At 69.2% G+C, this 23,964-nt stretch carries 25 protein-coding genes and 1 pseudogene; 12 read left to right on the top strand and 14 right to left on the bottom strand.

Annotated elements, in window-relative coordinates:
- Positions 1 to 27: 27 nt before the first annotated feature.
- The gene (locus PZC42_RS15165; protein ID WP_277212384.1) at positions 28 to 2,112 is read left to right on the top strand and encodes a family 43 glycosylhydrolase; all 2,085 of its coding nucleotides are present in this window, start codon (positions 28 to 30) and stop codon (positions 2,110 to 2,112) included.
- A 160-nt stretch (positions 2,113 to 2,272) separates the two neighbouring features.
- Here PZC42_RS15165 and PZC42_RS15160 read toward each other — a convergent pair whose 3' ends face one another.
- Together PZC42_RS15160 and PZC42_RS15155 are read right to left on the bottom strand one after the other, a co-directional pair.
- Positions 2,273 to 2,605 (bottom strand): ArsR/SmtB family transcription factor, encoded by a 333-nt coding sequence (locus tag PZC42_RS15160; protein ID WP_277212383.1) that lies wholly within the window; start codon positions 2,603 to 2,605, stop codon positions 2,273 to 2,275.
- Complete coding sequence (locus tag PZC42_RS15155) at positions 2,602 to 3,072, bottom strand: SRPBCC family protein (RefSeq protein WP_277212382.1); 471 nt, start codon at positions 3,070 to 3,072, stop codon at positions 2,602 to 2,604. The genes PZC42_RS15160 and PZC42_RS15155 overlap by 4 nt, the downstream gene beginning before the upstream one ends.
- Before the next feature lie 71 nt (positions 3,073 to 3,143).
- On the opposite strand from PZC42_RS15155, the gene PZC42_RS15150 reads away from it, so the two are divergent.
- Both PZC42_RS15150 and PZC42_RS15145 read left to right on the top strand, forming a co-directional pair.
- Positions 3,144 to 3,521 carry a VOC family protein gene (locus PZC42_RS15150; RefSeq protein WP_277212381.1) on the top strand — a complete coding sequence of 126 codons (378 nt, stop codon included), beginning with the start codon at positions 3,144 to 3,146 and terminating at the stop codon, positions 3,519 to 3,521.
- A 75-nt stretch (positions 3,522 to 3,596) separates the two neighbouring features.
- Positions 3,597 to 4,124 carry a putative glycolipid-binding domain-containing protein gene (locus PZC42_RS15145; protein ID WP_277212379.1) on the top strand — a complete coding sequence of 176 codons (528 nt, stop codon included), beginning with the start codon at positions 3,597 to 3,599 and terminating at the stop codon, positions 4,122 to 4,124.
- 24 nt (positions 4,125 to 4,148) lie between these two features.
- Here PZC42_RS15145 and PZC42_RS15140 read toward each other — a convergent pair whose 3' ends face one another.
- Both PZC42_RS15140 and PZC42_RS15135 read right to left on the bottom strand, forming a co-directional pair.
- Entirely contained in the window at positions 4,149 to 5,243 is a 1,095-nt protein-coding gene (locus tag PZC42_RS15140) for a Fic family protein (RefSeq protein WP_277212552.1), read from the bottom strand.
- 551 nt (positions 5,244 to 5,794) lie between these two features.
- Positions 5,795 to 6,100 (bottom strand): RICIN domain-containing protein, encoded by a 306-nt coding sequence (locus PZC42_RS15135; RefSeq protein ID WP_277212378.1) that lies wholly within the window; start codon positions 6,098 to 6,100, stop codon positions 5,795 to 5,797.
- Between the two features lie 430 nt (positions 6,101 to 6,530).
- Here PZC42_RS15135 and PZC42_RS15130 point away from each other — a divergent pair, with 430 nt between their 5' ends.
- A complete protein-coding gene (locus PZC42_RS15130; protein WP_277212376.1) occupies positions 6,531 to 9,635 on the top strand; it encodes an RICIN domain-containing protein in 3,105 nt (1,034 codons plus the stop codon).
- A 210-nt stretch (positions 9,636 to 9,845) separates the two neighbouring features.
- Here PZC42_RS15130 and PZC42_RS15125 read toward each other — a convergent pair whose 3' ends face one another.
- Entirely contained in the window at positions 9,846 to 10,619 is a 774-nt protein-coding gene (locus tag PZC42_RS15125) for a FadR/GntR family transcriptional regulator (protein WP_277212375.1), read from the bottom strand.
- Positions 10,620 to 10,686: 67 nt separating this feature from the next.
- Positions 10,687 to 11,436, bottom strand: a complete 750-nt coding sequence (locus tag PZC42_RS15120) for a FadR/GntR family transcriptional regulator (protein WP_277212374.1) — start codon at positions 11,434 to 11,436, stop codon at positions 10,687 to 10,689.
- Between the two features lie 80 nt (positions 11,437 to 11,516).
- Here PZC42_RS15120 and PZC42_RS15115 point away from each other — a divergent pair, with 80 nt between their 5' ends.
- Genes PZC42_RS15115 through PZC42_RS15080 form a run of 8 tightly spaced genes read left to right on the top strand, consistent with a single transcriptional unit; the run spans position 11,517 to position 19,311 of the window.
- Positions 11,517 to 12,812 carry an ABC transporter substrate-binding protein gene (locus PZC42_RS15115; protein ID WP_277212373.1) on the top strand — a complete coding sequence of 432 codons (1,296 nt, stop codon included), beginning with the start codon at positions 11,517 to 11,519 and terminating at the stop codon, positions 12,810 to 12,812.
- Positions 12,809 to 13,822 carry a carbohydrate ABC transporter permease gene (locus PZC42_RS15110; RefSeq protein ID WP_277212372.1) on the top strand — a complete coding sequence of 338 codons (1,014 nt, stop codon included), beginning with the start codon at positions 12,809 to 12,811 and terminating at the stop codon, positions 13,820 to 13,822. The genes PZC42_RS15115 and PZC42_RS15110 overlap by 4 nt, the downstream gene beginning before the upstream one ends.
- On the top strand, positions 13,822 to 14,649 hold the full coding sequence (locus PZC42_RS15105) for a carbohydrate ABC transporter permease (protein ID WP_277212371.1): 828 nt from the start codon (positions 13,822 to 13,824) through the stop codon (positions 14,647 to 14,649). Before PZC42_RS15110 ends, PZC42_RS15105 begins: the two co-directional genes overlap by 1 nt.
- Before the next feature lie 4 nt (positions 14,650 to 14,653).
- Positions 14,654 to 15,871, top strand: a complete 1,218-nt coding sequence (locus PZC42_RS15100; RefSeq protein WP_277212370.1) for a mandelate racemase/muconate lactonizing enzyme family protein — start codon at positions 14,654 to 14,656, stop codon at positions 15,869 to 15,871.
- Entirely contained in the window at positions 15,868 to 16,710 is an 843-nt protein-coding gene (locus PZC42_RS15095) for an amidohydrolase family protein (protein WP_277212369.1), read from the top strand. The genes PZC42_RS15100 and PZC42_RS15095 overlap by 4 nt, the downstream gene beginning before the upstream one ends.
- Entirely contained in the window at positions 16,707 to 17,654 is a 948-nt protein-coding gene (locus PZC42_RS15090; RefSeq protein ID WP_277212368.1) for an aldo/keto reductase, read from the top strand. Before PZC42_RS15095 ends, PZC42_RS15090 begins: the two co-directional genes overlap by 4 nt.
- 41 nt (positions 17,655 to 17,695) lie before the next feature.
- Complete coding sequence (locus PZC42_RS15085) at positions 17,696 to 18,544, top strand: fumarylacetoacetate hydrolase family protein (protein WP_277212367.1); 849 nt, start codon at positions 17,696 to 17,698, stop codon at positions 18,542 to 18,544.
- On the top strand, positions 18,541 to 19,311 hold the full coding sequence (locus PZC42_RS15080) for an SDR family NAD(P)-dependent oxidoreductase (protein ID WP_277212366.1): 771 nt from the start codon (positions 18,541 to 18,543) through the stop codon (positions 19,309 to 19,311). The genes PZC42_RS15085 and PZC42_RS15080 overlap by 4 nt, the downstream gene beginning before the upstream one ends.
- A gap of 6 nt (positions 19,312 to 19,317) precedes the next feature.
- Here the strand turns inward: PZC42_RS15080 and PZC42_RS15075 are convergent, their stop codons facing one another.
- From PZC42_RS15075 to PZC42_RS15040, 8 genes and pseudogenes are all read right to left on the bottom strand, one after another.
- The gene (locus PZC42_RS15075; protein ID WP_277212365.1) at positions 19,318 to 19,779 is read right to left on the bottom strand and encodes a hypothetical protein; all 462 of its coding nucleotides are present in this window, start codon (positions 19,777 to 19,779) and stop codon (positions 19,318 to 19,320) included.
- Positions 19,776 to 20,222, bottom strand: a complete 447-nt coding sequence (locus PZC42_RS15070) for a pilus assembly protein (protein WP_277212550.1) — start codon at positions 20,220 to 20,222, stop codon at positions 19,776 to 19,778. Before PZC42_RS15070 ends, PZC42_RS15075 begins: the two co-directional genes overlap by 4 nt.
- A 5-nt stretch (positions 20,223 to 20,227) precedes the next feature.
- Complete coding sequence (locus PZC42_RS15065; RefSeq protein WP_277212364.1) at positions 20,228 to 20,647, bottom strand: TadE family protein; 420 nt, start codon at positions 20,645 to 20,647, stop codon at positions 20,228 to 20,230.
- Entirely contained in the window at positions 20,631 to 20,843 is a 213-nt protein-coding gene (locus PZC42_RS15060; protein WP_277212363.1) for a hypothetical protein, read from the bottom strand. The genes PZC42_RS15065 and PZC42_RS15060 overlap by 17 nt, the downstream gene beginning before the upstream one ends.
- Before the next feature lie 18 nt (positions 20,844 to 20,861).
- Positions 20,862 to 21,794 carry a type II secretion system F family protein gene (locus PZC42_RS15055; protein WP_277212362.1) on the bottom strand — a complete coding sequence of 311 codons (933 nt, stop codon included), beginning with the start codon at positions 21,792 to 21,794 and terminating at the stop codon, positions 20,862 to 20,864.
- Positions 21,791 to 22,042: pseudogene (locus PZC42_RS15050) on the bottom strand (type II secretion system F family protein); the annotation flags it as partial. The gene PZC42_RS15055 and the pseudogene PZC42_RS15050, both read right to left, overlap by 4 nt.
- A gap of 320 nt (positions 22,043 to 22,362) precedes the next feature.
- Positions 22,363 to 22,953, bottom strand: coding sequence for an HU family DNA-binding protein (locus tag PZC42_RS23600; protein ID WP_306575230.1), 591 nt, complete (start codon positions 22,951 to 22,953; stop codon positions 22,363 to 22,365).
- 236 nt (positions 22,954 to 23,189) lie between these two features.
- Positions 23,190 to 23,423 (bottom strand): hypothetical protein, encoded by a 234-nt coding sequence (locus PZC42_RS15040; RefSeq protein ID WP_277212361.1) that lies wholly within the window; start codon positions 23,421 to 23,423, stop codon positions 23,190 to 23,192.
- Positions 23,424 to 23,964: the final 541 nt, after the last annotated feature.

Here is a 23,964-nt window from a genome sequence, read left to right as displayed (position 1 = left end):
TGCCCTCGGCTAACGAAAGGAACCACCATGTCCTGGCTCGAATTCCCCATAAGCCGCAGGCGTGTGCTCATCGGCGGAGCCGGCGTGATCGCCGGGGTCGCCGCCGGTACCGCCCTCGACCCGTTCACCGCAGCCGAAGCCCAAGCCATGGAGTCGACCTTCACGAACCCCGTCATCTGGCAGGACTTCGCCGACGTCGAGGTCATCCGCGTCGGCGCGGACTTCTACATGACCGCGTCCACGATGCACTACTCGCCCGGAGCCCCGGTCCTGCATTCCCGGGACCTCGTCAACTGGGAGTTCATCGGCCACTCCGTACCGAGGCTCGACTTCAACAACCACTACGACCTGAACGGCGGCAACCGCTACGTGGGAGGCATCTGGGCCTCCTCGATCACCCACCGCGCCAGCGAGAACCGCTTCTACTGGCTCGGGCAGATCGACTTCCACCGCTCGTTCATGTACACCGCCACCAACCCCGCCGGGCCCTGGACCCGCCACGCCGAGCTCTCCCGCTCCTATTACGACTGCGGGATGCTCGTGGACACCGACGACACCATGTACGTCGCCTACGGCGCCACCCAGATCCGCGTCGCGCAGCTCTCGGCCGACGGCAAGACCGAGGTCCGCAACCAGGAGGTCTTCTCCACCCCGTCGGACATCGGCGTCCTGGAGGGTTCCCGGTTCTACAAGATCAACGGCAGCTACTACATCTTCGTCACCAAGCCCCCGAACGGCCAGTACATCCTCAAGTCCTCGTCGCCGTGGGGACCTTACGAAGTCCGGGAGGTGCTGCTCGACATGCCCGGCCCGATCGACGGCGGCGGCGTCCCGCACCAGGGCGGCCTCGTCTCGACCCCCGGCGGCGACTGGTACTACATGGGCTTCGTCGACGCCTACCCCGGCGGGCGGATGCCCGCGCTCGCGCCGATCACCTGGACCTCGGACGGCTGGCCGGAGGTCACCACCGTCAACGGCGCCTGGGGCAAGACCTACCCGCTCCCGGACCTCACCCCGCACCCGGTTCCACCGCTCACCGGCGCCGACACGTTCACCGCCGCGACCTTGGCCGCCAAGTGGGAATGGAACCACAACCCCGACAACACCAAGTGGTCCACCGGGAACGGACTGAGGCTCCAGACCGCCACGGTCACCAACGACCTGTACGCAGCCCGTAACACCATCACCCACCGCATCCAGGGCCCTACCTCCACCGCCACCGTCGAGCTTGACCCGTCGGCGATGGCGAACGGCGACCGGGCCGGACTCGCGATACTTCGCGACTCCTCAGCCTGGATCGGCCTGCGCCGCGACAACGGGGTCACGCGCCTGTCCATGACCGACGGGCTCGCCATGGACCGGAGTGACTGGAGCACCACCAGCACCGGCACCGAACGCGCGAGTGCGGCACTGTCCGCCCCGGCCGCTGCCGGCACGGTCGACACCTCCGCCTGGTACGTGCTGCTGAACCGCAACAGCGGCAAGGCCCTGGACGTCAGCGGCGTGTCCACCGCCGACGGAGCCGAGCTCCACCAGTGGACCCGCACCACAGGTACCAACCAGCAGTTCCAGTTCGTGGACGCCGGCGGCGGCTACTACCAGATCAAGGTGCGGCACTCCGGCAAGATGCTCGACGTGTCCAGCTGGTCGACAGCCGACGGTGCCGCCATCCACCAGTGGACCGACCACGGCGGCACCAACCAGCAGTTCCAGTTCGTGGACGCCGGCGGCGGCTACGTGCGCCTGATCAACCGCAACAGCAACAAGGCGGTCGAGGTCCAGAACGCGGCGACCAACGACGGCGCCAAGGTCGTGCAGTACAGCGACTGGAACGGCAGCAACCAGCAGTGGCAGCTCGTCCGGGTCGACGGCGGCAGCAACGCCAGCCGAGTCTGGCTGCGCGCCACCGCCGACATTCGACCTGGCACCGGACGCCAGGCGACCTTCTCCTACAGCACCGACGGCACGACCTTCACGCCGCTCGGAACCGCCCACACGCTCGGCAATCGCCCGAACTTCTTCCCGGGCCACCGGTTTGCGATCTTCAACCACGCCACCGTCGCCCTCGGCGGGGCCGTCACCGTCAATCGGTTCTCCCTCACCACACCCTGATCGATTCTCGACCGCAGCAGCAAGGAGCCGGAACGCTCAACGAAGGCGGCAGCACATGCCGGTACGACTGACGCCATGAACGGGCACCGGGAGCATCGATGCGCTCCCGGTGCCCGCGTTCGGGCTCCGAGGTGTTCTCACCCGACGCCGTCCCGCGGTCTCACCCGCTAACTTCCGCGGATCCTTCAGCACGCCGCCTCAGCGCCTCCAGCCGGCGGTCCCACCCGGCGGCAGCGGCCTGGAGCTGGCCGACGGCGGCACTGAGCGCCGCGCCCACGGGCACGTACCGCACCTCACGGCCGTGGCGCTCCCGCTCCACGAGCCCTGCGCGCACCAGCACCTCGACGTGCTGGGCGATCGCCTGCCGACTGATCGGGAGCTCGGCCGCCAACGCCGATGCCGATCGCGGTCGCTCCCCCAGCATCCGCAGGATCTGCCACCGGTTCTCGTCGCCGAGCGCCGAGCAGACCTGGACCACCGCCGACGACGTCATGCGACACCGCCCTCGGCGCCGAGCCGAGCCAGGTCCAGCTCGACGACCCAGCCCTCGGTGTTCGCGTCGAGCATCGCCCGCCGGGCGGAGGCGTCCTCGTCGAGCGAGTCGAACCCGGACTCCACGACGCGCAGGCTGGTCGCCGTCGGAGACAGGGCCGTGAGGTGGAACTCGACCAGGGTGGACGCCCCCGCGTTCAGTGAGCCACGCCGTCGGCCGCTGCTGTTCCCGCTGTAACAGCGGAACGCGACGTACTCCTGAGGGCGCTCGGTCACGGTCCGGACGGCGAAGGCGCCGTGGACCGGGTCGTGCACGACCACCCGACGCTGGCCGTCAGGCTCGATCCGGTGCTCGACGAGCTCGCCGTCGTTGATCCACCAGCCCGGTTCCGTGACCAGCTCCCAGACCAGCGCGCGTGGTGCGGCGATCTCGGTCTCGCGCTCGATGTGGTCGGTCGATGTCGTCATGCAATCAATCTATTGCAGGTGACCCCAAACTGCAATAGCCTGCTTGCACTTACCCGATCCCAGGAGGTCACATGTCCACGCCCACGTTCCGCGGTGGCGTCAACATCGCGATGAAGATCCCCACCGCCCGCTACGACGACACGCTCGCCTTCTACCGCGACACCCTGGGGCTCGACGTCCAGACCGAGCCCGACGCCCCCGGCGAACAGGTCAGCAGGACGGCACGCGTCCAGTTCGGCCCGTGCACGCTGTGGCTCGACCAGGTCGACAGCACCGCGCACCACGACCTCTGGCTCGAGCTCAACACCGACGACCTCGACGCCGCCACGCGGCACCTGGCCGCCCACGGGACGCCCACCCGCGACGAGCTCGAACCCCTGCCCCCTCGCGCCCACTGGGTGTGCAACCCGGCCGGCGTGCCGCACATCCTGCGCGAACCCTCCTCGTGACCGGCGCGTCCCGACCGGGTGCGCGGCAGCGCCCCACCCGCGATCCTGGACGGGACGAGCAAGGAGTGACGGCCCATGGTGATGGTGGTGTGGCACGGCGTCGCCTCCGACAGCGTGGAGCATCTCGACCTCACGGTGCGCGACGGCAAATATCGGGCGCGGTCGATCGTCGACCTCGGGCCGGAGCAGCTCGAGTACGCCGTCGAGCTCGACCCCACGTGGACGTTCATCGCGCTGAGCCTCCGGTCGTCGGACGGGCGCACCCTCGAGCTCGCGCGGGACGACGGCGAGTGGCATGCGGACGGATCGGCCCGCCCCGACCTGGCCGAGGCCGTGGACATCGACCTGGCCTTCAGCCCGTTCACCAACACCCTCCCGATCCGCCGGCTCGAGCTGGCGGTCGGCGAGGCGGCGGACATCGTGACGGCGTACGTCGACCCCGAGACGTTCACCGTCACGGCCGACCCGCAGCGATACACTCGCCTCGCCACCGACCAATACCTCTACGAGTCCCGTGACAGCGACTTCCGGCGCGAGATCACCGTGGACGACGACGGGCTCGTGGTCGACTACCCGGGGCTGTTCACACGCGTCCCGCGCTGACAAGGCGCGGCATGGACCTCTGGCTCAGCGAGCCGGCCGGTCGGATGCGATGTCGTTCACTGCACGCGCGTGTCCCGCGGGGGCACGCCGCTTCCCGGCACGCTCGGCGAAGTCGTCCAGGGCATGCAGGATCTCCAACGCGGACCACGTGATGCCGTGCCGGTGGACCTTGGTCTCGGTCACGACACCCGCTTCGATCAGCGGGTCCATGTGGCGGCGCACATGCCCGCGCGCGATACCGAGCTCCGAGGCGAGCGTGCGGCTGTCGATGACGGGCTGGCGCGTGAGGAGGTCGGCAACGTCGTAGGTGCGGCTGCCGCGGCGCACCGTCAGGCGCTCGTCCCAGGCCTCACGGATCGCTCGGACATCGCCGACCAAGGCCCGGCCGTTGTCGATGGCGCGGTATGTCGACGTGTTGAACATCGTCACCAAGGGTTCGGGACGACCCTCGCGGTAGGCGTCAAGGGCGCGGTAGTAGTCACCAACATGTGCGAGCAAGCCGGCCGACAGGGGCATGGTGACGTTGCGCGTCAGCCCTCTGGCACGCAACATCGCCTGCACGAGGGCACGTCCGGTTCGTCCGTTGCCGTCGGTGAACGGGTGGATCGTCTCGAACTGTGCGTGGGCGATGGCCAGGTGCGGGATGGCCGGCACATCATGCCGAGCCGCGAACCGGGCCAGGTCGTCGATCGCCGCTGGAACGTGGTCGTGGTGCGGCGGCACGAAGTCAGCTCCCGCTGGAGAGAAGTCCGATCCACCGATCCAGACCTGCTCGGTGCGCCACCTCCCGGCCTCCTGCGGGTCGTGCTGCAGCATGAGTTCGCGATGCATCGCGAGCATTGCCTCAGGGCTCATCTCGTCCGCGAGGTCGAGTGCGGCTCGCATCGCCCTGGTGTTGGCGACGATCTGCGGCGCGTTCGAACCGTACTTCGCCGGTCCGAGCTCGGCGAGTGCGATCTGCCGCGCGGAAGCCGTCAGTCGCTCGATCTTCGATGACGCGGCCGACTCGCTGCGCAGCAGCACGCTGGTGAAGGGCGCGAGTTCACCGCCGAGCTCCGCGTCGAAGCGGCTCATCTCGCGCGCTGCGTCATCGGATTCCGCGAAGAGGTCGCCCGGCATCGTCACGGGCCGATCGGCGATAGACGGGACGACGGCGGCGGTGTACCGCCGCAGGGGCGCCAGGCGGCCCGGCTCGGTGCGCGCGGAGACCCACTCGTGGATCTCGGCGCCGACCGGCGGCCACGACAACTGGTCACCATCCATGACCTCAAGTTACCACTTAGCGCCTAACTGGTAACACGCGCCCGATCGTTGTTACCACTTGGCGGCGCCTACCCGGACTCGTGGCACCCCGGGTTGTCGCGCCTCCCGGGTTCAGTGGAGGCTCCTACAGCAGCTCGTGCCAGTGCTCGCGGTCGGGGATTCGCACGCGGTGTCGAGGACCCCGGGGCGTACGCGGTCGCGACGTTCGTCGAGGCTGTCGCGGCCGCCGTCTCGCATACCCCCGCGACGACCTCATCGCGACAGCCACGCACACGAGCCCGCCCGGCGATCGCCCTCGAAGGGCGACCGCCGGGCGGGGCTTTCCTGGCTCACGACACCGGGGCCGACACCCCACCAGGTTCGCAGCCCACCTGCTCAACTCTCTACAGGCCGCCGGTGCAGCGTGGTTACCGTCTGGTCCATTGCTGGTTGGCTTGTCCGCCGCCGCAGGTCCAGAGCTGGACCGTCGTGCCGTTGCTGGTGCCCCAGCCCGCGGCGTCCAGGCACAGGCCGGAATGCACCCCGGTGATGGTTCCGTCGGCGTTGACGTTCCACTGCTGGTTGGCGTGTCCGCTGCAGTCCCAAATGACCACCTGGGTGCCTGGCTGCTGAGCGCCGGCGATCCCGGCGGCCAGCTCCTGGACTGCAGGGTCCTGTGACTTCTCACCGGCGAGCTCAGCCATCTCGAGTGCACCCTGGTGGACGATCGTCATCTGCGCAGCCGCTGCGGGGTCTCTGGCCGGCGTGCTCGGCGATCGTCCAGCAGTTCTTGCGCTCCAACGGCGCGACCAGACCCGGCCAGCAGATCCCGCGCAACGCCACGGGCGTCCCGGCGCGCGAACCGGGCCGCGACCTGCTCGAACGCCGAGTCGAACACGGCACGACACGCTTGAGGGTCTACGCGGTTGGCCGCGGCCACCGCCACGGACTTCTTGTTCCACACAAGCAGCGAAGCATCCCGGCGGTAGCCGCCCCACGTCCAGCATCACCCCAGGTCAGCGACCCGCCGATGGGTAACCATTGAGATCTCACATCATATGTCCTATGTTAAGCGCGTCGCCGTCGACCCAACGCACGCCCCCCAGATGACCCTGCGGTCGCGGTTGCTGCCCGAATCAATGGAGATTCACGAGAGGAACCGGTATGGCTTCGCACTTTCGTGCCAGGCGGACGCTGTCGTCGTTGCTGGCGTTGACCCTGTTCGCACTCTTTGTCGGGGGTTCCGCGCAGTCGGCGGACGCAGCCCCCCAGGCGACGTACTACGTCTCGCCGTCCGGCAACGACTCGAACCCCGGCACAATCGCGGCACCGTTCCGGACGGTGGAGCGCGCGCGAGACGTGGTCCGCACGGTCAGCTCGGACATGACCGGCGACATCCAGGTGTACCTGCGCGGCGGAAACTACCCGGTGACGAGCACCATCGAGTTCGGACCGGGTGATTCGGGCACGAACGGCCACCGGGTGCTCTACTCCGCCTACCCCGGTGAGACGCCGGTCCTCAACGGTGGTGTCGAGGTGACCGGGTGGACGCAGCACAGCGGGAACATCTGGAAGGCTCCGCTCAGCCGCGACAACAAGCTCCGTGCGCTCTACGTCAACGACAAGCGCGCGTCCATGGCGTCCAAGACGATCACCTCGGCCGGCTGCTACGGGACCCATGCGATCACCGCCGGGCAGGCCCCGTGGGCGTGGGAGTCCGGTTCGGAGTGCGACGGGTCCAAGTACAGCCTGTCCGACCTGCCCGCGATCGCGACGAACCAGAGCGACGTCGAGATCGAGACGGCGACGACGTGGACCACGGCCATCGTGGGCGTCCGGCAGATCACCACGAGCTCCGACGGTGCCAACCGTGTCGCGCTGTTCCAGCAGCCCGGCGCGGCCATCGCCCAGGGCGCACACAACGGCGACTTCCAGGCAACCGGTAGCCAGAAGATCATGAACGCCTACGAGTTCCTGGACACCCCAGGCGAGTTCTTCTTCGACCGGACGAGCAAGACGGTCTACTACTACAAGGCCAATAACGAGAACATGGCGACCGCGTCCGTCTGGGCGCCGAACAACGTGACCACGGTGCTCAAGATCGCGGGCACGTCGACCTCGAGCCACGTTCGCAACCTGACCTTCAGCGGCATGACGATCCAGCACTCGGACTGGAACCTGTTCGACGTGGCAGGTTCATCCTTCAAGCAGGCCCAGCAGGGCAACGGCGGCAACCTCGTCTACGGGAGGAAGAACTTCCACGCGTACTTCTACCGCAACATCGAGCTGCCGCCCGGCATCGTCCAGCTTGAGAACGCGGATGGCATCGTGCTGGAGCGCAACAAGGTGCAGCACACCGGCGCCGGCGGTATCACCCTAGACAACGACGTGCGGGACTCGAAGCTGATCGGTAACTACACGAACGACATCGCCGGGTCGGCGGTGAACGTCGGGCATCCGCAGCACATCTACATCGGGGACCACACCAGCACGAACAACGAGAAGTACCCCGCCTCGGCCGAGGGCGTCTGCAAGAACATCGAGATCACGAACAACTACCTCCACGACAGCGCGGTGCTGTTCAACGGCAGCAGCCCGATCTCGGCGTACCTCGTCGACACGCTGTCCGTGCGGCACAACCTGATCGAGAAGGCGCCGTGGAACGGCGTCACGCTGGGCTGGGGCTGGTGGAACTTCGACGGCTCGGCGAACTCGATCGTGCCGAACGTGCCGACCACCACGGCCAAGAACAACGACATCAGCCACAACCAGATCGTCGACACGTTGCAGCGCCTGAACGACTCGGCGCCCATCTACACGCTGGGCAGCCAGCCCGGCACCACCATCAGCAACAACTACCTCCAGGGCGTGCCCGCCGGGCACAAGTACGGGATGCACCCCGACGAGGGATCGGCATTCATCAACCATCACGACAACGTGCTGAACTTGTCGCCCGACGTGGCGTACACGATCGCCTCGGGCACCTGGGGACGCCAGCACGACCTGAGCATCACCAACACCTACAGCACGGTCGGCAAGATCGCCAACAAGAACGTGCCGAACAGCACAATCCAAGACGTGCTCGTCTACCCGGACAACGTCTGGCCGACCGCGGCCTACCAGATCACCGTGAAATCCGGCCTCGAGGCGGCGTACCAGGACATCCTGCCCGGCAACCGAGCGACCACCCCGGACTGGGTACTGCCAGCCAGCACCTCCAACGACGACGGCGCGGCGTCGATCCCGATCAGGAGCACCGGCGATGCGACCAGGACGATCTGGCTGGCCCCCGCGGGGACGACCAGCTTCGCCGACGGCCCCACGATGACCAGAGCGGGCGGCACCGCGACCAGCATCGCGATCCCGGAGTCGCCCGGCGATTACACGCTGTACGTCGTGGATGCCCAGGGCAACCGGTCCGCGGAGTCGACGTCGGTCGTCCGGCAGCAGTGGACCCACGTCGATGACAAGGACGCCCGCGTGACCTACACCGGCGCGTGGAAAAGCTGGAACGACACCAGGGACTTCCACGGCTCGGAGCGCTACACCGCCCAGGCGGGCAACTCCGCCGAGTACACGTTCACGGGTACCGGCGTCCAGTACGTGAGCATGAAGCAGCCCAACATGGGCAAGGTCGACGTCTACCTCGACGGCACGCTCGTCCAGGCCGACATCGACGCCTACGCGCCCTCCGTGACGAAGCAGGTCGTGCTGCTCCGCAAGACGGACCTGCCCGCCGGGCCGCACACGATGAAGATCGTGTGCAAGGGCACCAAGAACCCGGCCTCCAGCAACACGGTGTGTGCGCTGGACGCGTTCTCCAGCGTGGACTTCCCGGCACCGGGCGCCTACTACAAGATCGTGAACAAGAACACTGGGCTCGCGGTGGACGTGGCCAGCGGGTCCACCTCGGACGGCGCAAGGATCGTCCAGTGGGACTACAACAACGTCGCCAACCAGCACTGGAGGTTCGAGCCTGCAGCCTCAGGCGCGTTCGAGGTCTCCAGTCGGAAGAGCGGCAAGCTGATCGACGTCTACCGCGCGTCCACCGCCGACAACGCGACAGTGGTGCAGTGGGCCGACAACGACGGTGCCAACCAGCGCTGGCAGCTGGTCGACGCCGGAAACGGGTACAGCAAGCTGAAGAACGTCAACAGCGGCAAGGTGCTCGCCGTGTCCGGCTCGTCCACGGCGGCGGGTGCCGAGATCGTCCAGGTCACGGAAGCGGGTGGGGACAGCCAGCTGTGGCAGATCATCCGGGTGGACTAGCTCACGACGGGAGAATCGTGGACATCACCAGACGACAGCTCGGCGGGCTCGCCGGCTCGTTCTCCGTCAAGTAGCGGCGACTCACCCCGCCTCGGTCCGCCGACGGTCATCCGGCCGGCGGCGGACCGGGGACGCCGGCGCCGAGATGGGGATCAGGGGGCGAGGTCCCAGATCTCGGCGTCGACGACACCGGACCGTGTCGCTCCATGCTCACGCCTGCCGGCCTCGGTTCGACGACGCCCGGGTCGGCAGGCGGCGACGCTGCCAAGCATCCAGGATGTGCCGGTTCATGCTTTCCTGGGCCGCGGCGGAACTGCCAGCAGCGATCGCGGCGAAGACAGCCTCGTGCTCGTCAAGCGTGTCACGGAAGCTGTCACGCGAATCGACACCGCGGAACCTGCTGCTGTCGCGGGCCCGTTCGAAGAGGTTCCGCGCGATGCTCTCTGCCAGGCGGTTGCCGGAGGATGACATCACGGTCTCGTGGAAGGCGGCGTCCGCCGACCTGAACGCATCCTCGTCGTGCAACGAGTCGCGCATCCGTTGCAGGTGCCCCTCGAGCTCCTTCAGCTGAAGGTCAGAGCGTTGGGTGGCCGCGTCGGCAGCCATCACCGACTCCAGCTGGGCCCGGACAACGCTCAGCTCGTCCAGGACACCGAGAGAATCGTCGTGCTTGATCAGCGCCCTGAGCACGACCTGGTCGAGGCTGTTCCACGAGCTCGTGGGCCGCACCGCGGTACCGCGGCCGCGGGCGATCGTGACCAGGCCCTTCTCCTCGATCCGCTTCACCGACTCGCGGATCACCGTCCGGCTGACGCCGAACTGCTCGGCGAGCGTTCCTTCAGGCGGGAGCAGGTCACCGGGCGCGACGGCGCCCGAGACGATGGCGTCGACCAGGGCGTCCACGACCGCGACCCCGAGCATCGGCGACGGGTCACGCTTCTCCAGGAACGGGAAGCGCGCTGCTGATCGGGGGTCGCTGGGCATGTCGCGATCATACCGAGAAGAGACGTATGACGTACGAGGGCCGCGTTCGGTCGCATACCCTCCGCGGTCAGGCCGGGCGGCGGCGCTCCCAGGCACGGGTGATGTGTCCACCGAGGGCGTCGGCCGCGCCTCCGGGGTCGCGGGCGACCAGGCGGGCGAGAATCTCGGCATGCTCGTCGTTGCTGATCCGGCAGGCCTCTGGGGTCGGACTGCCGGAGTAGAGCGCGCTGGTGCGCGCCTCGGTGTGGACGGTGCGCACGATGGACCTGGCCAGACGGCTACCCGCGGCGCGCATGATGCGGTCGTGGAAGAGCACGTCGGAGTCGATGAACGCCCGGGGCGTGGCGATCTCGGCAGCCATCTGGGCCTGCAGGGCGGCGATCTCGGCCAGGTCGTCGTCGGAGGCGTGGACGGCTGCCTGAACCACCAGCATCGACTCCAGCGCCGCGCGCACACGGACCAGCTCGTCGAGGACCGCGAGTCCCCGCTCGTACCGCACGGCGGCCGCGAGGACGTCGGGCTCGAGGAGGTTCCAGTCGCCCTCGGGGCGGACCACGGAGCCGAGACCATGCCGGACCTCCACGAGCCCCTTGGCCTCGAGCAGCTTCACCGCCTCGCGCACGGTGCTGCGACTGACACCGAAGGAGTCGGCGAGTACCGGCTCTGGCGGGAGCGCGGCCCCGGGCCGGGCGGCGCCGGAGACCACGGTGTCGATCAGGCTGCTGACGACCGCCTGTGCGAGGCGCTCGCGACGGCGGGGGGTCGCGCGGCTCGGTGGGATACCGACTGGAACAAAAGGATTGACGTCAGACATCATACGTGCGACGGTACCGGAAGGGGCGAGGTTGTGGCAGCAGTCACAGCATGCACACCGATCCACAGAATCAGGAGGGCGTCATGCCCACAGCACTCATGAACGGGTCCCGTTCCCGTCGGACCACCGCACGGCTGACCGCCGTGGCCACCGCTCCGCTGCTCGTCGTGCTCGCCGCCTGCGGCGCGGCGTCGGACGCCAACAGCGAGGGCGCGAGCGGCAAGCTCGTCATCTGGGACTGGAAGTCCGGCGACCCAGCCGCGCAGGCGTACGTCGACGCAGCCAAGGCGGACTTCGCGGCGAAGCACCCCGACGTCGAGGTCGAGTTCGTCGCCCAGCCGTTCGACAACTACTACACGCTTCTCGGGACCGCGATCGAATCCGGTTCAGGCCCCGACGTCGTGCTCTTCAACGGTGGGGCACAGCTGCGCGACCGAGTGGACGCCCTGGTCCCGCTCGACGACTACCTCGGCGACAACCAGGAACGCCTGACCGGCTGGGAGTCCTTCCAGGACGAGGGCGCGACGTACGCCGTGCCGATCACCCTGCAGGGCGAGCCGTTCTACTACAACAAGGCCGTGTACGAGGAGGCCGGTCTCGACCCCGAGGCCCCGCCGACGACGTACAACGAGCTCACCGCGGTGTGCGACGCGATCGCCGAGACCGACAAGGACTGCTTTTCCCTGGGCAACAAGGAGGGCATCGCCATGGAGTTCCACCTGTCGACCTTCGGCCCGGGCGTGTTCAGCCCCGAGCAGTACGACGCGTGGCTGGCCGGCGACCGCGACTGGTCGTCGCGCGAGGTCAAGCAGCTCTTCGACATGTGGGTCCAGCAGAACGAGGACGGGTGGTTCAACGACGGCGTCAACTCGACGGCCATGTTCATGGACGAGTTCACCATGTTCCAGGGCGGGGAGTCCGGCAACGTCGTCGGGCTGATCTCCGATGTGGCCCACTGGAAGAGCTTCGACGAAGTCCTCGGCGATGACCTGGGCGTCTACCGCGGTCCGGTCGTCACCGAGCAGGGCCAGTCCCTCCTGCCGGCCGAGGGCGGCATCGGGTACGGCGTCGCCGAGTGGACGGCCGACCCTGACCTGGCCTATGACCTGGTCGACAGCCTGTCGAGCACGGCGGCGCTGACCGCCTTCTACGCCGAGGCCGGCGCCATCGCCTCCGACACGACGATCGACACCTCGGACGCTGGCATCCCCGCGGTCGCGGACATCACGTCGTGGCTCCCGGAGTCCAAGCCCAGCCTGCACACCGCTCTCTCGGCCGACACCCTCGACCTGCTGCACCGGCTCTCGCAGCAGCTCATCGACGGCAAGGTGACCGTGGACGATGCGCTCGCGCAGCTGGCGGCGTCGGACGAGCAATGACCGACGTGAACGCCGCTCGCCTCGGCACTCGGACCGACGCCGGTGACCCCGGCGTCGGCCGAGGGCCGCGGCGGGTCCCTGCCGCGGCCACCTCTGCCCCGGCACCACCTACCGGTCCCAGGGCCGTCGGCTCGCGCCGGCGACCCCGCTGGACCGAGCAGAGGGTGGCGCCCTACCTGCTGGTGCTGCCCGCCATCCTGATCGTGGTGCTGCTGCGCATCGTGCCGCTGGTCATGGGCGCGAACTACTCCTTCACCGGAGACGGCGACGCCAACGGCGTCTGGGTCGGCCTGGACAACTACCGCACGCTGTACCACGACGAGGTCTTCCAGATCGCGATCAAGAACGTCGGGCTGCTGCTGCTCGCACTGCCCGTCGCCGTCGCGATCCCGGGCTTGCTCGCGACCTTCCTCTTCCTGAAGGTGCCCGGCTACCGGTTCTACCGCAGCGTCTACTTCTTCCCGGTCGTGCTCTCACCGGTCATCATCGGCGCGATCTTCAACGTCGTGCTGTCCTTCGGCGGCCCGGCCAACCAGCTGCTGGCGAGGCTCGGGCTCGAGCCGAGGGACTGGCTGGGCAACTCGTCGTACGCGATGTTCACCGTGATCGGTGTGCACATCTGGGCGACCTTCGGCATGGCCCTGGTGATCTTCATGGCCGGCTTCGCCACCGTCGACCAGTCGCTGCTCGACGCCGCACGCTCCGACGGCGCCAACCTGTGGCAGACCGTGTGGCACGTGATCATCCCGGAGCTCAGCCAGACCATCCAGTTCGTCTTCGTGACGACGATGATCGGGATGCTGACCGGGATGTTCGGGCTGCTCTACATCATGACCGGCGGCGGCCCGGGTGGCGCAACCTACCTCCCCGAGCTCTACATCTGGATCCAGCAGGGCCAGATGAACCGGCCGGCGCTGGCCTCGGCCGCATCCATGGTGCTCTTCGTGCTGATGCTCGTCGTCGGCTTCGCCCAGCTGCGCTTGCTCAAGCGCGCGACCAAGGAGACCTGATGGGCACCCGTGGCTTCAGCCGCTGGGTCTTGGCCATCCCGATGGCGCTGCTTGCCGTCGCGACGCTCTACCCGCTGCTGTTCACACTCAACGTCTCACAGAAGACCCGCCGCGAGTACATCCTCGACCGGTTCGGTCTGACGGACACCTTCGGCGTCAGCAACTTCGTCGACGCCTGGAACACCTCGGGGTTGGGGACCTACGCGCTGAACTCCGTGATCGTCACCACGGGCAGTGTCATCCTGCTGCTGCTCTTCGGGTCGATGGCGGGCTTCGCCTTCAGCCAGCTGCACTTCCACGGCAGCAAGGCGGCGTTCCTGCTGATTCTGGGTGCCCTGCTGGTGCCGTTCCAGGTCGTCATGGTCCCGTTCTTCCGGGTGCTGGGCCAGATCGGCCTGCTCGACACGCACGCCGGCCTGATCCTGGCCTACACGGCGCAGTTCCTGCCGTTCACGGTGTTCCTGATGACCAGCTACTACAGCCGGATCCCCGGCGAGATCATCGGGGCGGGGCGGGTCGACGGCGCCAGCACCTTCGGCATCTACCTGCGGCTGATGCTGCCGCTGGGGCGGCCGGCGCTGCTGTCGGTGGGCATCCTCAACGCGCTGTTCTGCTGGAACGACGTGCTCATCTCACTGCTCACCATGCAGTCTGCCGACCACCGCACCCTGATGGTGGGCGTGACCGCGCTGCGGGGCCAGTACTCCGACAACATCCCGCTCTTCGCGAGCGGCGTCGTCATGGCCGCGCTACCGGTCCTGGTCGTCTACCTGTTCTTCCAGAAGCAGATCACCGACGGCGTCACCGCCGGGTCGACGAAGGGATAGCGACATGCGCATCACCGGCTACCGCACGCTCTCGACCCTGCACCGCTGGGGCCGCCCGATCGGCGACGTCAACGGGTATGTCGAGTCGGGCGTCACCCTCGTCCCCGTCGTGCTCCTGGAGACCGACATCGGCCTGACCGGAGTCGGCCTCGGGTCCCACCGCGGCCTGGAGACCGTCTTCCCCGCCATCGAGGGCGAGGACCCCCGCGCGACCGCCGCGCTCTACGACCGGATGCTGGCCTGGGTCTTCAAGTCCGGCCACGGCGGCGCGACGTTCGGCGCGATCGGCGCGCTCGACATGGCCCTGTGGGACCTCAAGGCCAAGGCCGCCGACCAGCCGCTGTGGCGGCTGCTCGGGGCCAGGGACCACGTCGTCCCGGCGTACGCCTCCGGGCTCGACGGGCCGCTCGACGACGAGCGGCTGCTGCAGATGCAGCAGCAGTTCTGCGACCGCGGCTTCCGGGCCGCCAAGCTCAAGGGAGGGCTCGACGTCGGCACCGACATCCGACGCCTGGAGGCGGTCCGGGACCTGTACGCCGACGCGCAGGGCGGTCGCGAGCCCTCGCTGATGCTCGACGCCAACGAGGCATGGTCGCGCAAGGAGGCGATCCGGCACCTGCGCCGGATCGAGCAACACGTGCCGCTGGCCTGGATCGAGGAGCCGGTGAGGCGCTGGGACGTCGAGGGTCACGCCCACGTCGTCCGCGCGGTCGACTCGGCGGTCGCGACCGGCGAGAACCTCACCGGCCTCGAACAGTTCCGCTCGCTGGTCCGCAACGGGGCCGTCGACATCGTGCAGACGGGCAGCGTCTGGGGTATCACCCACTTCCTGCGGGTCGCCGCCCTCGCGCACGCCTTCGACCTGCCAGTCAGCCCGGTCGGCTACAACGCCAACCCGCTCGCGCACGCCGCCGCGGCCGTGCCCAACCACCTCGCCACCGAGGTCCAGGACCTCGGGTTCCCCGAGGGGATCCTGGCCGACCAGCAGTTCGACGACGGGCACCTCGTGCTCGGCGAGACCCCAGGCCTTGGCCTGGAGATCGACGAGGCGGCGATCGTCGCGCTCGGTGCGCAGGCCGACTGGGGCCTGGGTGCTGGTCCTCACGTCCGCCCGCACCGCGCGGGCCGCCGGCTGATCTCGCCCGAACCGCACCTCTTCGCACCACGGGCCCACCAGCTGCCTGCGATCGAGAGCACGGTCAGGGGGAGCGTCAACCCATGATCATCGACGCCCACCACCACCTCTGGGACCTGGCCAGCCGGCCGCAGCCGTGGACGGCCGGGCTGGCCCCGTTGGAGCGCTCGTTCTCGTACGACGAGCTGCTGCCGCAGCTCGAAGCCGCTGGCGTCGACGGCACGGTCGTCGTCCAGACGGTCGCCTCCGTCGCGGAGACAGCCGAGCTGCTCGCGCTGGCCGCCGAGCAACCACGGCTGCTCGGTGTGGTCGGCTGGCTCGACCTCACCTCCGAGTCGTTGGACGCCCAGCTTGCCGAGATGCGGGCCCTGACCGACGGCGACTTGCTGGTCGGCGTGCGCCACCAGCTGCAGGTCGAACCGGACCCGCAGTGGCTGGAGCGGCACGTCGTCCGACGCTCGCTGGCTCGCCTCGGCGAGGCAGGACTGACCTACGACGTCGTGGCCTCGCCGGAGCAGCTGGCCGACGTGTCGGCGACGGTGGCGGCGACCCCGGGTACGTCGTTCGTGCTCGACCACGCGGGCAAGCCTGGTCTTGATGCAGGTAGCCTCGACGACTGGCGCCGCGACCTCACCGCGCTGGCCACCCACCAGAACGTGAGCGTCAAGGTGTCTGGCCTCGTCACCGAGGCCGACTGGCACCGGTGGAGCCTCGCCGACCTGCGGCCTGCGGTCGAGACCGTGCTGGAGACGTTCGGGGCGCACCGCACGATGTGGGGCTCGGACTGGCCGGTCAGCCTGCTCGCCGACACCGACTACGCCCGTTGGGTCGAGGCCAGCGAGGAACTGTTCGCGGGCCTGTCGGCGAAGGAGTCGGCCGCAGTCTGGGGCGGAACCGCCCAGCGCGTCTACAGGCTCACCGCATGAGGGCCAGGACCATCGGCCGCCGCGGCGTCGCGGTCACCGAGCTCGGCTTTGGCGCCGCGACGCTCGGCAACCTCTCCAGGGCGACGCCCGACAGCGACGTGTCCGCCTCGATCGCCACCGCCGTCGACGCCGGGATCCACTACTTCGACACCGCCCCGCACTACGGCCTCGGTCTCTCCGAGCGCCGCCTCGGAGCGGCGCTGGCGGGAGCTCCCGACGTGGTGCTGTCGACGAAGGTCGGCCGGCTGCTCGAGCCGAACCCTGCACCCACCGGCTCCGACCTGGCGGCCGGCGGCTTCGACGTGCCAGACGACCTGATCCGCCGCTTCGACTTCACCCGCGACGGCGTGCGACGCAGCCTGGAGACCAGCCTGGATCGTCTCGGGGTGGACCGGGTAGACGTGGTCTACCTGCACGACCCGGACGACCACGCCGAGGACGCGGTCAGGTACGGCATGCCTGCCCTCGCAGAGCTGCGGGACCAGGGTGTGATCGGCGCGATCGGCGTCGGTATGAACCAGTGGCAGCTCCCCCTGCGGCTGGTCGAGGAGACCGATGTCGACGTCGTGATGCTGGCCGGCCGCTGGAGCCTGCTCGACCGCTCCGGCGAGCCCCTGCTGGATGCGTGCGCGGAGCGGGACGTCTCGGTCGTCGCGGCCGCGCCGTACAACTCCGGGCTGCTGGCGAGGCCTCGCCCGCCGGCCGACGCGACCTTCGACTACCAGCGGGCCGACCCCGCGGTGCTGCACCGGGCTCACACCATGGCCGATGCGTGCGAACGCCACGGCGTGAGCCTGCCGGAGGTCGCGCTGCAGTTCCCTCTGCGGCATCCGGCCGTCGTGTCGGTCGTTGCCGGCATGCGCACCGCCGCGCAGGTGTCCGAGTCGGTGCGCCGGTTCTCGGTGCCCGTCCCCGAGGCCCTGTGGGCTGAGCTCGACAGCTGATCAACCTGCCCGCCACTGAGGAACCCGTTCAAGGAGACAGCATGCGTTTCGCCCGCCTCGGCCCTGTCGGCGCCGAGATCCCGACCGTGATCGTCGGCGGCACCCACCTCGACCTGCGCCCGATCACCACAGATCTCGATCGCGCCTTCTTCGCGGACGACGGACTCGCGCGAGTTCGCGAGGCGGTGTCGGGCGGCACCCTCGCACCTCTCGAGACGACAGGTCTGCGGGTGGGGGCGCCGATCGCACGACCCGGCAAGATCCTGTGCATCGGGCTGAACTACCGCGATCATGCGGCCGAGACCCGCGCGCAGCTCCCGGAGGAACCGGTCCTGTTCATGAAGGACCCCTCGACGGTCGTCGGGCCGTTCGACACCGTCTACGTGCCGCGGAGGTCGGTCAAGACCGACTGGGAGGTCGAGCTCGGCGTCGTCATCGGTTCGACGGCCCGCTACCTGGACTCGCCCGAGGCGGCGCTGGAGCACGTGGCTGGGTACGTCGTGTCGCACGACGTCTCGGAGCGGGAGTTCCAGCTGGAGCGCGGAGGCCAGTGGGACAAGGGCAAGAGCTGCGAGACCTTCAACCCGCTGGGTCCCGAGCTCGTCACCGCCGACGAGGTGGCGGACCCGCAGGACCTACGACTGTCGCTGTCAGTCAACGGCGTCAAGCGCCAGGACGGCACCACCGCCGACATGGTCTTCGGCGTCGCGCACATCATCTGGTATCTCTCGCAGTTCCTCGTCCTCGAACCCGGGGACCTGATCAACACCGGCACCCCCGCGGGCGTCGCGTTGGGTATCGAGGGACAGCCGTATCTCCGCGCCGGTGACGTCGTCGAGCTGTCGATCACCGGGCTGGGCACCGCCTGCCAGACCATGGAGCAGGCGTGAACACCGCAGCCGGGGCCGAGTACGACGGGCTGGTCGCTGCCGTCACGGGGGGCGGCGCCGGCATCGGCGCCGCGATCGTCTCCGAGCTCCTGGCGCGCGGTGCCCGGGTCGCCGCACTCGACCTGGACCCGTCCCAGGCCCCGGACGGTGCGCTGCCGGTCGCCTGCGACGTGACCGACCGAGCCTCGGTCGAGGCGGCGGTCGCCACCGTGACAGCGGAGCTGGGCGGTCTCGACATCCTCGTGAACAACGCGGGCATCAGCGCGGTGGGTACTGTCGAGGAGAACGACGACATCACCTGGGCGCGGGTCCTCGACGTGAACGTGACGGGGATCGCCCGCGTCACCGCTGCCGCGCTGCCGCACCTGCGCGCGTCGTCGAAGGCGTCCGTGGTGAACGTGTCGTCGATCGCTGCGCTCAACGGCTTGCCGCAGCGAGCCCTGTACTCGGCGTCCAAGGGAGCCGTCATGTCACTGACGTTCGCCATGGCCACCGACCACGTCCGCGAAGGGGTCCGGGTCAACTGCGTCTGCCCGGGCACCGTGCACACGGGCTTCGTCGACAAGCTGTTGCAGAACTTCGCCGACCCTGTCGCCGAGAAGGCCGCCATGGATGCCCGCCAGGCCACCGGCCGGATGGTGACGCCCAGCGAGGTCGCACAGGCGGTGGCCTACCTGGCGTCACCTCGCAACGGTTCCACCACCGGTACGGCGCTCGACGTCGACGGCGGCGTCACGCACCTGCGCATGCGTCCCGACAAGGGCTGACCTGGCCTACCCGGCGCGGGCGGCCGCCGTCGCGGTCACGGTGATGCCGCCGCCGAACGCGTCGGTGAACCAGCGCAGCAACGGAGGGTGAGACCTGGCCACCAGGGTCACGCGCGCGCCGCGTCCGTCCGGGCTGACTGCCTCGACGACCTGGACGTCCCGCAGCCCGGGCGCCGTCGAGGCGGGCTGGCGCGCAAGGTGCTCTCCCACGGCCCGCCGCACGTCGTCGTCGCCCAGGGTCAGCACCCCGGCCGCGCCCGGCTCCCCCACGTTCTCGAGGTCGTAGTACGTGGCTTCGAGCATCGAGTCCGCGCCGGCCACCGCGAGGGAGTCGGCGAGGTCGAACAGGTGCTTGCGATCCAGGTGCACCGACGCCGCCGAGGCGACCATCCCGACCAGCATCAGCCCGACGGCCACGAAGCCGGCCGTCAGCAGCATGATCCGCCCGTCCTCGCGGTGCACGGTCACGGCCGCACCGCCACGTGCCGCTCGACGGGCGCCACGTGCGCGGCCTCGACCGGCACTGCGAGCGGCACCCACCCGCGCAGACCGGACGGCACCAGCGGCAACGGCACCTCGTAGCGCACCGACACCCCGATCGTCGCGCCTGGCGTGAGGCAAGGGTCGGCGGAGCACTCCACCGTGAGCAGGTCGGCGCCGTCGACGTCGAACCCTTGGTCGCCGAGCGCGATCCGTGTCGCCGCGGCCGCTCTCGCCGCACCCTCGGCCGACGAGTCGGCGGTCACGACGGCCCGTGCGGCTTCTCGCGCCGCCCCCTCGACGGCGAACGCCGCGGCATGTACCTGGGACAGGGTCACCACCAGGTACACCAGCGGGACCAGCAGCAGGACGCTCACCCCCAGGAACTCGACGACCGCCGCACCCGACTCGCCATCGCGTCGCTCCTCCATCTCGCTCACGAGGCCTCGTCCAGGGCGTGGCCGGACACCGTCATCACACCGGACGGACCGAGCACTCCCACCACCGGCAGCGGAGCACGCACGGTCACCTCAACGACCGGAAGACCCTCCTGGACGACGTCACGCGCCACCACCTCGCGCGCATACCGGCTCCCGAGCGACGCCGTGAGCAGGTCCCGGGTGCGCTGCGCACCGGAGGACAGGTCCCGGTCGGCGCGCGCGGCGACCCGCGCACCCTCAGCCGCGGCGTCGATGGTCAGAGCGCGGACGTGCAGCGCGAACGTCACCTGGACGATCCCGAGGAACAGCGCGAGCAGCAGTGCAGAGATCATGGCGAACTCGGCGACCGCCGACCCCTTCTCGCCACGCTCGTCGGCCGAAGCAACCTCTGGACCCGGATCAGCGACCGGTGACACTCTGGATCGCCTGGGTGAACGCGTCCTCGAGCAGCGGCCCGGCCAGGGCCCACAGCGCCACGACCAGGCCAGCAGTCATCAAGGTCACGAGCACCCAGCCCGGGACGTCGCCCCGTTCGGGGTCGTCCGCGGCAGGCCGTCGGTCTCGCGGCAGCTCCTCATCGAGGGGGCGGTGCGCGGAGGGGTCGTGCGACATGGTGAACCTTTCAGTGGGTCAGAGGCCGATCTGCAAAGTGGCCAGGGACGGAAAGACGGCGAAGACGACCGTGATGGGCAGGATGAGGAAGACGACCGGGACGAGCATGACGACTTCCTTCTTACCGCCTGCTTCCATCAGGGCGCGCCGACCCGACTCCCGGACGTCCTGAGCCTGGGCCCGCAGGACGTCCGCGAGCGGCGTGCCGCGTTCCAGCGCCACCGCCACCCCCTCGGCGAACCGGGTCAGGGAAGGCAGGTTGGTGCGGTCCGCCATCGCCGTCAGCGCCACCGCGATCGGCGCTCCGGCGCGGACGTCGGCGAGCGTCGTCGAGATCTCTTCGGAGAGCTCGCCGCGCGCCGTGGAGGCGACCCGCTCCAGGGCTGGCATCGGCCCTTCCCCGGCCGTGACGGCGAGCGCCAACAGTTCCGCCACCGTCGGGAACTCGGCCAGCATCCTCTCTTCCCGCCGTTGGGCGAGGTTGCTGAGCCGACGGTCGCAGGCGACGAACCCGACGGCACCCGCCAGGATGACCAGGGCGACGAGCGGGATCACCGCCGAACCGCGCGTGGCGGCGAGGAGCACCGCCGACGCGAGACCCACGACGAGACCGAGGACCGTCCAGACGAGCTGGCGCGCGCGAAACTGCTCGACGGTCTCGGCCCGGCCGGCACGATCGAGACGGCGCTGGATCTCCTCGCGGGTCGAGCCGAAACGCTCGAACCAGTGCGCTGCGTCGGACACCCACGGAGCGAGAAGCCGCTCGACCACACCGAACGGTGTGTGCACGACCTGCTCGCGCAGCAGCGCGGACGAGGCGTCGCGAGGCCGCAACGCGGGAGCGAGCCTCTCGTCGAGCGTGATCCTGCGCCCGCGCAGGCCGGCTGCGACCAGGAGGAGACCGACTCCCCCGAGCAAGCCCAGCAGGGCGCCCGTCACCGCGAGAGTCATCGCAGCACCCGGCTCTCCTCGGGCAACCGCCCGATCCTGCGCATGACCTGGTAGGCGAAGACCGAGCATCCCGCGCCGGCCGTGAGGACGGCGACGCCCGCCGCCGAGTCATAGGCCTGGGCCGTCTCCGGCCGGGTGGCCAGGAACGCCAGGACCACCCACGGTCCGGCAGCAGCAAGACGCGCACCGTTGATGGTCCAGGACTGCCGTGCCTCGAGCTCGCCCCGGGTGCGCGCGTCAGCGCGCATCGGCTTCCCGGTGAGGTGCCCCTGCAGGTCAAGATCAGACTACCGGCGGCAGGTCGGGACTCGGCGCCGTTGCCGTGAGCTGCCCACCGACACCGCCATAGCGCCCGGCCCTGGCGGCGGGTCTCCGACGAGCGCACGCAGGCGATCCTGGTGCCACGCTGGTTCAACGACATCACCCGAGTGCCGGCGCCGGTTCGCGATGCCGGGATCTCCCACCCGCTGGCTACTGATGTCTGCACATGCCGATCAATGCCGCCGCCGCCAGGTCGCCCGGTCTGCACAACGTGCTGGCCCACAGGCCCGGGGCAGTCCCGTCCGCGCTATCTCCGTTTGCCAAGCGTCGGCAGGCCGCCGCCGACCTCGGGTGATCCCCTTCGTCCCTGACCGGCCCGCGCGACGTGTTCGATCCAAGCCCTCTCAGCAAGGTCGCCATCGAGGAGCTCGCGAGATTCGTCGGACCACCCGCACCGGCACAGCAGGACTTCGAGGCCGGTGCTCTGATCCTGCTGCCAGATCCTCATGTGACCCCTGCGCTCGCCCGACGAGATCAGCGCCTGCCTTCCATCCCACGGTCGGGCTCGCGGCACCGAACTGGTAGGGGCCGGCGAGGGGGCAACCACACCCGCGACTGACCGTCTCAGCACTTGGCTCGCGGAGATCTTGACGCCGAAACCAGCGGGAATGCGGACCTCACCGCCAGTCCGAGGATTCCGGCCAGTCCGCCCAGGTCGGTCGACCCGTTCAACCTTGAACAGCCCCGTCGCGGTCACTGTCTCACCACGGGCAAGTGCCTCCATGAGGACCTCCTGGAGAGCACTCAGCCACCGATCAACAGCGGACCTGGACAGTCCCGTTCGCTCAGCTAGCGCCGCGACGAGTTCGCTTCGACTTAGGCTCACGACCTGCTCCATCCGACGGGAATTCGGATTCTGGCTGGTAGTCCGACAGTCTGGCATGAATCCCGCGCCTCCTCCCCCACTGCTACTACTACTGCTCGACACTCACCACGCCGTCCACTACGTCGACGACGCGCTCGGACTGCTCGCCAAGGAGTTGGCCTCCTGGTCTACGGCAGTACGACCTGGAGGCAGCGGGTTTCGCTCGATGCGCCGCGAGCCCGACTTCGACTGATCCGCTGGACTGCGCATCAACGCCGTTCGACGGCGCTCGCCCACACCCAAGCCCAGCCGCGGCGGCCGAGGGGGTCGAGGTAGGAGACCTGGACTTGGCGTTCAGTCCATGCAATGGCCTCGCCGTCGACGAGATGCTCACCGCTCTGACGCTGGCGCAGCCAGGCGCGTACCGGTACGGGAGTCTCAGGCCGGACGATCCGAGCTTGCTTGCGCGCACCCTCCGGCGCTGTCTCGGCGTAGTCGCGCATCGGGATGGTCTCGACGTCAGTAGGCCATCCTCCGGGCGGCGGTCGTCGCGAGGTCCCCACCTCCCCAAGATTACCGAGTTTCGTACATGTGTTCGATACTAAGGATCATGTCGGAGCACCTGCCCACGCTCGAGCGAGCCCGCGCAGCCCTCGTAGCCGCGGAACTGCGCTCCGGCGTCCGCCCTGTCATCGGCGCCGACGAGCGCTCCGCCAGAACAGGGGCAAACCTGCAGCTGGCGGCTGTACTCGATGGCGGACAGCTACCTACCGAACAACGAGCGAGGTCACCGGGTCAACGAGCCTGCTGCTCGCGCTCCTGGCCGCCCAGGCACTCACCTGGGCCGTCGACAAGCCCGTCGGCCTCTGCCGGTCGAGCTCGGCTCCGAATGGCGAGGCGACCAACGGCCGGGCTGCCTTCTCCACCGCCCCGAGCGCCGGACCCATCGGTCACGGACAACTCGGAGGCAGGTTCTGCGTCGACGGTCTCACCCGCCGCAGCGGTCGTCACCGTCGCTCTCGTCGCTATGGCCATCGTCCTGGC

The organism is Isoptericola croceus (genome assembly GCF_029382255.1).
GTDB lineage: Bacteria > Actinomycetota > Actinomycetes > Actinomycetales > Cellulomonadaceae > Isoptericola > Isoptericola croceus.
This window is presented reverse-complemented; position numbering and strand designations above follow the sequence as displayed.

What these genes read in the sequence shown, in the direction of transcription:
- PZC42_RS15085 (WP_277212367.1), top strand. Translation starts at nt 17,696, where the DNA reads ATGCGTTTCGCCCGCCTCGGCCCTGTCGGCGCCGAGATCCCGACCGTG.
- PZC42_RS15145 (WP_277212379.1), top strand. Translation starts at nt 3,597, where the DNA reads ATGGTGATGGTGGTGTGGCACGGCGTCGCCTCCGACAGCGTGGAGCAT.
- PZC42_RS23600 (WP_306575230.1), bottom strand. Translation starts at nt 22,953, where the DNA reads ATGGAGCAGGTCGTGAGCCTAAGTCGAAGCGAACTCGTCGCGGCGCTA.
- PZC42_RS15140 (WP_277212552.1), bottom strand. Translation starts at nt 5,243, where the DNA reads ATGCCGGGCGACCTCTTCGCGGAATCCGATGACGCAGCGCGCGAGATG.
- PZC42_RS15125 (WP_277212375.1), bottom strand. Translation starts at nt 10,619, where the DNA reads ATGCCCAGCGACCCCCGATCAGCAGCGCGCTTCCCGTTCCTGGAGAAG.
- PZC42_RS15040 (WP_277212361.1), bottom strand. Translation starts at nt 23,423, where the DNA reads ATGCGCGACTACGCCGAGACAGCGCCGGAGGGTGCGCGCAAGCAAGCT.
- PZC42_RS15100 (WP_277212370.1), top strand. Translation starts at nt 14,654, where the DNA reads ATGCGCATCACCGGCTACCGCACGCTCTCGACCCTGCACCGCTGGGGC.
- PZC42_RS15135 (WP_277212378.1), bottom strand. Translation starts at nt 6,100, where the DNA reads ATGACGATCGTCCACCAGGGTGCACTCGAGATGGCTGAGCTCGCCGGT.
- PZC42_RS15055 (WP_277212362.1), bottom strand. Translation starts at nt 21,794, where the DNA reads ATGACTCTCGCGGTGACGGGCGCCCTGCTGGGCTTGCTCGGGGGAGTC.
- PZC42_RS15120 (WP_277212374.1), bottom strand. Translation starts at nt 11,436, where the DNA reads ATGATGTCTGACGTCAATCCTTTTGTTCCAGTCGGTATCCCACCGAGC.
- PZC42_RS15115 (WP_277212373.1), top strand. Translation starts at nt 11,517, where the DNA reads ATGCCCACAGCACTCATGAACGGGTCCCGTTCCCGTCGGACCACCGCA.
- PZC42_RS15095 (WP_277212369.1), top strand. Translation starts at nt 15,868, where the DNA reads ATGATCATCGACGCCCACCACCACCTCTGGGACCTGGCCAGCCGGCCG.
- PZC42_RS15060 (WP_277212363.1), bottom strand. Translation starts at nt 20,843, where the DNA reads ATGTCGCACGACCCCTCCGCGCACCGCCCCCTCGATGAGGAGCTGCCG.
- PZC42_RS15110 (WP_277212372.1), top strand. Translation starts at nt 12,809, where the DNA reads ATGACCGACGTGAACGCCGCTCGCCTCGGCACTCGGACCGACGCCGGT.
- PZC42_RS15130 (WP_277212376.1), top strand. Translation starts at nt 6,531, where the DNA reads ATGGCTTCGCACTTTCGTGCCAGGCGGACGCTGTCGTCGTTGCTGGCG.
- PZC42_RS15070 (WP_277212550.1), bottom strand. Translation starts at nt 20,222, where the DNA reads ATGGAGGAGCGACGCGATGGCGAGTCGGGTGCGGCGGTCGTCGAGTTC.
- PZC42_RS15155 (WP_277212382.1), bottom strand. Translation starts at nt 3,072, where the DNA reads ATGACGACATCGACCGACCACATCGAGCGCGAGACCGAGATCGCCGCA.
- PZC42_RS15090 (WP_277212368.1), top strand. Translation starts at nt 16,707, where the DNA reads ATGAGGGCCAGGACCATCGGCCGCCGCGGCGTCGCGGTCACCGAGCTC.
- PZC42_RS15160 (WP_277212383.1), bottom strand. Translation starts at nt 2,605, where the DNA reads ATGACGTCGTCGGCGGTGGTCCAGGTCTGCTCGGCGCTCGGCGACGAG.
- PZC42_RS15105 (WP_277212371.1), top strand. Translation starts at nt 13,822, where the DNA reads ATGGGCACCCGTGGCTTCAGCCGCTGGGTCTTGGCCATCCCGATGGCG.
- PZC42_RS15165 (WP_277212384.1), top strand. Translation starts at nt 28, where the DNA reads ATGTCCTGGCTCGAATTCCCCATAAGCCGCAGGCGTGTGCTCATCGGC.
- PZC42_RS15150 (WP_277212381.1), top strand. Translation starts at nt 3,144, where the DNA reads ATGTCCACGCCCACGTTCCGCGGTGGCGTCAACATCGCGATGAAGATC.